Origin of the sequence: Rhodopseudomonas rhenobacensis, assembly GCF_014203125.1 — a bacterium.
Classification (GTDB): Bacteria; Pseudomonadota; Alphaproteobacteria; order Rhizobiales; family Xanthobacteraceae; genus Rhodopseudomonas_A; species Rhodopseudomonas_A rhenobacensis.
On sequence record NZ_JACHIH010000032.1, the window covers coordinates 58501 to 64500 of the forward strand.

5 protein-coding genes are annotated in these 6000 nt (G+C 66.1%); 4 read left to right on the top strand and 1 reads right to left on the bottom strand.

Going from position 1 to position 6000, the window contains the following annotated elements; all coding sequences use genetic code 11:
- Positions 1-38: 38 nt before the first annotated feature.
- Positions 39-341: a hypothetical protein gene (locus HNR60_RS19875; RefSeq protein ID WP_210313693.1), complete on the bottom strand. Its 303-nt coding sequence runs from the start codon at positions 339-341 to the stop codon at positions 39-41.
- Positions 342-481: 140 nt separating this feature from the next.
- Between HNR60_RS19875 and HNR60_RS19880 the strand changes: the two genes are divergently transcribed.
- From HNR60_RS19880 to hemH, 4 genes are all read left to right on the top strand, one after another.
- Positions 482-2572: a M3 family metallopeptidase gene (locus HNR60_RS19880; RefSeq protein ID WP_184261271.1), complete on the top strand. Its 2091-nt coding sequence runs from the start codon at positions 482-484 to the stop codon at positions 2570-2572.
- A gap of 202 nt (positions 2573-2774) precedes the next feature.
- Entirely contained in the window at positions 2775-3482 is a 708-nt protein-coding gene (locus HNR60_RS19885) for a DUF1007 family protein (RefSeq protein WP_246433028.1), read from the top strand.
- A complete protein-coding gene (locus HNR60_RS19890) occupies positions 3482-4675 on the top strand; it encodes a nickel/cobalt transporter (protein ID WP_184261274.1) in 1194 nt (397 codons plus the stop codon). Before HNR60_RS19885 ends, HNR60_RS19890 begins: the two co-directional genes overlap by 1 nt.
- 88 nt (positions 4676-4763) lie before the next feature.
- Positions 4764-5801, top strand: a complete 1038-nt coding sequence (gene hemH, locus HNR60_RS19895) for a ferrochelatase (protein ID WP_184261276.1) — start codon at positions 4764-4766, stop codon at positions 5799-5801.
- The last annotated feature ends 199 nt before the right edge of the window (positions 5802-6000 follow it).

Below are 6000 nucleotides of genomic sequence, written 5' to 3' on the forward strand. Positions count from 1 at the left end.
AGCGCGCCTGGTAAACGCGCCTAGGCGCGCCTGGTAGCCTAGGCGCGCCTGGTAAAAGGCTCGACGTGGTGGGCGTGGCGGACAAACGCCACCATGACGACGACGCCGGCCACGAACAGCACCACCTGCACGATGTGCGCGGCGGTGTCATTGAGGCCGAACAGGATGGCGAGCGCCCAGCCGCCGGCGAACGCCGCGCCGAACACCTCGGCGCCGATCAAAATCGCGGCACTCATCACGGTGACCACGGTCGACCAGACGATCCGGCGGGGGCCTTGCGAGCCCTGGCGGGGGCCCTGAGAGGCCTTTCGGGGGCTGGCGGATGCGGGCTGCTTGCTCATCGGGTAAATGTCCTGGTTGCGGCGGCAATCTCTCTGAAAATGCCCGCTGCGGCAAGCATCAAGCACGAACAAGGCTCAAAAAAGCCCGATCGCATGTTATATGTCGCAGGGCACCTTCCCTTTCGAAGCAGGACCTCTCGATGCAAGACTCCTCGGTCGCGACGGCCACCACCGACAGCCTGGACAATCCGTTGTTGCAGGGCTGGACCACGCCGTTCGAGACCCCGCCGTTTCAGGAGATCGCCCCGGAACACTTCCTGCCTGCGTTCGAGCAGGCCTTCGCCGACCACGCCGCCGAGATCGCAGCGATCACCAACGACCCCTCGGCGCCGGATTTCGCCAACACCATCACCGCGCTGGAGCGCTCCGGCCGGTTGTTGAACCGGGTCGCCGCGGTGTTCTACGACCTGGTGTCGGCGGATTCCAACCCGGCGCTCTTGGAGATCGACACCGAGGTGTCGCAGCGGATGGCGCGGCACTGGAATCCGATCATGATGAACGCCGCGCTGTTCGGCCGCATCGCCCTGCTGTACGGGCTGCGCGCCAAGCTCGCGCTCAGCGGCGAAGAGAAGCGGCTGCTGGAGCGCACCTATACCCGTTTCCACCGCTCCGGCGCCGGGCTCGACGACAAGGCCAAGGCGCGGATGGCGGAGATCAACGAGCGGCTGGCCGAACTCGGCACCGCGTTCAGCCATCATCTGCTCGGCGACGAGCAGGACTGGACCCTGCAGCTCGGCGACAATGATGTTGACGGGCTGTCCGACAGCTTCGTCGCCGCCGCCAAGGCGGCGGCCACCGAGCGCGGGCTGCCCGGCAAGGCGGTGGTGACGCTGTCGCGCTCCTCGGTCGAGCCGTTCCTGAAGAGTTCGGCGCGGCGCGACCTGCGCGAAAAGGTGTTCAAGGCGTTCACCGCGCGCGGCAACAACGGCAACGCCAACGACAACAACGCGGTGATCAGCGAGATCCTGCGGCTGCGCGAGGAGACCGCCAAGCTGCTCGGCTTCCAAACCTTCGCCGAATATCGGCTGGAAGATTCCATGGCCAAGACCCCGCAGGCGGTGCGCGGCCTGCTGGAACGGGTGTGGAAGCCGGCCCGCGCCCGCGCCTTGGCGGATCGCGACGCGCTGCAAGAGCTGATCGCGGAGGAAGGCGGCAACTTCAAACTGGCCGCCTGGGACTGGCGTTATTACGCCGAGAAGCTCAGGCAGCGCCGCGCCAATTTCGACGACGCCGCGATCAAGCCATATCTTTCGCTCGACAATATGATTCTGGCCGCCTTCGACACCGCGACCAAACTGTTCGGCGTCACGTTCAGCGAGCGCAAGGACGTCCCCGTCTGGCATCCCGACGTCCGGGTCTGGGAGGTCAAGGATGCCAACGGCGCCCATAAGGGGCTGTTCTACGGCGATTACTATGCGAGGCCCTCGAAGCGCTCCGGCGCCTGGATGACCTCGCTGCGCGACCAGCAGAAGCTGGATGGCGCGGTGGCGCCGCTGATCATCAACGTCTGCAACTTCGCCAAGGGGTCGAACGGCGAGCCGTCGCTGCTGTCGCCGGACGACGCCCGCACCCTGTTCCACGAATTCGGCCACGGCCTGCACGGCATGCTGTCCGACGTGTTCTATCCGTCATTGTCCGGCACCGCGGTGTTCACCGATTTCGTCGAGCTGCCGTCGCAGCTCTACGAGCATTGGCAGGAACAGCCGCAGGTGCTGCGGCAATTCGCGACGCATTACCAGACCGGCGAGCCGCTGCCCGACGATTTGCTCAAGCGCTTCCTCGCCGCGCGAAAATTCAACCAGGGCTTCGCCACCGTGGAGTTCGTCTCCTCGGCGCTGATCGACCTCGAATTCCACACCCAGCCGGCCGCCGCGATCGGCGACATCGCCGCCTTCGAGCGCCGCGAGCTGGAGAAGATCGGCATGCCGGAGGAAATCTCGCTGCGGCACCGGCCGACCCAGTTCGGCCACATCTTCTCCGGCGATCATTATGCCTCGGGCTATTACAGCTACATGTGGAGCGAGGTGATGGACGCCGACGCCTTCGGCGCGTTCGAGGAGGCCGGCGACATCTTCGATCCGCAAGTGGCGAAGCGGCTGCACGACGACATCTACGCCGCCGGCGGCTCGCGCGATCCGGAGGCCGCCTATGTGGCGTTCCGCGGCCGCCCGCCGGAGCCCGACGCGCTGCTGCGCCGCCGCGGCCTGCTCGATGCGCCCGAGGCGGCGTAAGATGCCCGAAGACGTCAAATTTGATCGAAGCGATGCGGCATCGGCCCCCTCTCCCCGCGCGCGGGGAGAGGGTGGCCCGGCGGAGCACCCGGATCGGCGCTTCGCGCCGTCCGAGCACACGCTCCGCGAAGCCGGGTCGGGTGAGGGGGCGTCGCATTTGAACTCCGGCGCCCCCTCACCCGACCATCGCCGCTGCGCGCCGATGGTCGACCTCTCCCCGCGCGCGGGGAGAGGTGAGATCAGTGCGCGCGGCAGTCGCGCGCGCGCAGCTTCCAGCCACGGGTTCGTTAGCTGTCTGTTGTGCGTTTGTTGGCTGATCTTTGGCACCATCACCGCTTCCGCGCATCCGCATGTCTGGATCACCGCGCACAGCGATCTGGTCTATGCCGCCGACGGCACCGTCACCGGGGTGCGCCACGCCTGGAGCTTCGACGACATGTTCTCGACCTATGCGCTGCAGGGGCTCGAGACCAAGACCAAGGACGTCTACACCCGCGAGGATCTCGCGCCGCTGGCGCAGACCAACGTCGAATCGCTGAAGGAATTCGGCTTCTTCACCTTCGCCAAGGCCGACGGCAAGAAGCAGAAATTCCTCGAGCCGGTCGACTACTATCTGGTCTACGACAAGAGCGTGCTGACGCTGCACTTCACGCTGCCGCTGAAGGTTCCGGTGAAGAGCAAGGAACTGGCGGTGGAAGTGTTCGATCCGACCTATTTCATCGATTTCGCCTTCGAAGAGAAAGACCCGGTCAAGCTGGTCAACGCTCCGGCCGGCTGCGCCATCACCTTCCAACGCCCCAACGACGGCACCGCCGATGCCACCCGTCTCGGAGAACAGAACTTCATGAATGGCGACAATTCGAATTACGGCGCGATGTTCGCCAACAAGATCCAGGTCAGTTGCCCGTAATGCCGCCCTCCCGGATCGCCGCCATTTCGCGCGGCTTGCTGATCGTTGGAGCCGTGCTGACGCTGGCGCCGCTGATCGATGCCGCGCTGAGCCACGCGCTGGCGCAAAATCCGTTCGGCGGGCCTCGCCCTCCCGCATCGCCGCAAGTCGGCGGCGTGGTCGGTTGGCTCTTGGAACAGCAGTCGCTGTTCTATCGCCAGATGTCGGCGACGATCCGCGCCGCGAAATCCGACGGCAGCGCGGTGTGGACGTTGCTTGCGATCTCGTTCGCCTACGGCATCTTCCACGCCGCCGGCCCCGGCCACGGCAAGGCGGTGATCTCGTCCTATCTGGTCGCCAACGAGGAAACCGCGCGGCGCGGCATCGTGCTGTCGTTCGTCTCGGCGCTGCTGCAGGCGCTGGTCGCGGTCATCGTGGTGGGGATCTGCGCCTGGCTGCTCAACGCCACCGCCAAGACGATGTGCGGCGCCGAGCGGGTGATCGAAATCGTCAGCTACGCGCTGATCGCGGCGTTCGGCGCGCGACTGGTGTGGAGCAAGGGCGGCGGCTTCTTCCGCGCGCTGTCGGCCTCGCGGCACCGGCCGGAACCGGCGTTCGCGCCGGCGTCGGCGGCAGCGCAGCATGACCACCACCATCCTCACGCGCATGAACCGCATGTGCATCATCATGATGCGGCGCACAGCCACGCGCATCAGGCTCATGCCGAGCTTGCGCATTCGCACGATCACGCCCATCTGCCCGGTCACGGAGATCATCATGATCATCATGATCACGGCCACGGCGAACCGGGACACGTCCACGACGCGCATTGCGGCCATAACCACGGCCCGCAACCGCAGCAACTCGCAGGCCCCGGCGGCTGGCGGCGCGGCTTCGGCGCGATTCTCGCGGTCGGGTTGCGGCCGTGCTCCGGCGCCATCCTGGTGCTGGTGTTCGCACTTGCACAAGGCATGTTCTGGGCCGGCGTCGCCGCGACCTTCGCGATGGGCGTCGGCACCGCGATCACGGTGGCAACCATCGCCACGTTGGCGGTTTCGGCCAAGGGCCTGGCACGTCGGCTCGCCGCGGGCCGCGAAGGCGGCGGGGCGTTGATCATGCGCGGCATTGAGTTCAGCGCGGCCGGACTGGTGCTGCTGTTCGGCCTCGGGCTGTTACTGGGCTATGTTGCCGCAGAGCGGGTGACCTGCCTATGAGCAAGGCTTGCTTATGACCAAGGCTCGATTTCGGCGAATGTTGCCTTATCTTGACAACATTATGCCAACGCGCGAAGCCAACCGTCTCATGACAGTCATTGTCCCGATTCACGGCACCAAGGCCATTGCCGATCAGGCGCCCGAACGGGTCGGCGTGCTGTTGGTCAATCTCGGCACGCCGGACAGCGCCGACACCAAGGGCGTGCGGGATTATCTGCGCGAGTTCCTGTCGGATCCGCGCGTCATCGAGAACCAGGGCATCGTCTGGAAGCTGGCGCTGAACGGATTGATCCTGCGCACCCGCCCGGCGCGCAAGGCGCGGGACTATCAAAAGATCTGGAACAACGAGGCGAACGAATCGCCGCTGAAGACCATCACCCGCGCGCAGTCCGACAAGCTCGCCGCGACGCTGACCGCGCACGATCACATCGTGGTCGATTGGGCGATGCGCTACGGCAACCCGTCGATGCGGTCGCGGATCGACGCGCTGGTGGCGCAGGGCTGCAGCCGGCTCCTGGTGGTGCCGCTCTATCCACAATATTCCGCGGCGACCTCGGCGACGGTCTGCGACCAGGCGTTCCGGGTGCTCAGCGAGATGCGCGCGCAGCCGACGCTGCGGGTGACGCCGCCGTATTATCGCGACGCCGCCTATATCGACGCGCTGGCCAATTCGATCACCAGCCATCTGGCGACGCTGCCGTTCGAGCCCGAGCGCATCGTCGCCTCGTTCCACGGCATGCCGCAGGCCTACATCAACAAGGGCGATCCCTACCAGTCGCATTGCATCGCCACCGTGGATGCGCTGCGCGAACGCATGGGGCTCGACGACAAGCGGCTGATGCTGACGTTCCAGTCGCGGTTCGGCTTCGATCAGTGGCTGCAGCCCTACACCGACAAGACCATCGAGCAGCTCGGCAAGGACGGCGTGCGCAGGCTCGCCGTGGTGATGCCGGGCTTCGCCGCGGACTGCCTGGAAACCCTGGAAGAGATCGCGCAGGAAAACGCCGAGATCTTCATGAAGAACGGCGGCCAGCAGTTCGCCGCGGTGCCCTGCCTCAACGACAGCGACGGCGGCATCAGCGTGATCCGGCAACTGGTGCTGCGCGAGCTCGAGGGCTGGCTGTAGGCGGGCTGCCGGTGCGGCCCGCGCATCAAACTCCCCTTCCACCAGGACTGCCTCACCTCTCCCCGCGTGCGGGGAGAGGTCGACTGGCTGAGCGCAGCGAAGCCGGTCGGGTGAGCGACTATCTGGCGTGTCAAGTTGCATTAGCGTATTCGGCTCGCGCATCGCGCGCTTTGGCGTTGAGGCGGACCAGGAGTTTGCG

Coding starts and splice junctions, on each gene's coding strand:
- HNR60_RS19880 (WP_184261271.1), top strand. CDS start 482: ATGCAAGACTCCTCGGTCGCGACGGCCACCACCGACAGCCTGGACAAT.
- hemH (WP_184261276.1), top strand. CDS start 4,764: ATGACAGTCATTGTCCCGATTCACGGCACCAAGGCCATTGCCGATCAG.
- HNR60_RS19875 (WP_210313693.1), bottom strand. CDS start 341: ATGAGCAAGCAGCCCGCATCCGCCAGCCCCCGAAAGGCCTCTCAGGGC.
- HNR60_RS19890 (WP_184261274.1), top strand. CDS start 3,482: ATGCCGCCCTCCCGGATCGCCGCCATTTCGCGCGGCTTGCTGATCGTT.
- HNR60_RS19885 (WP_246433028.1), top strand. CDS start 2,775: ATGGTCGACCTCTCCCCGCGCGCGGGGAGAGGTGAGATCAGTGCGCGC.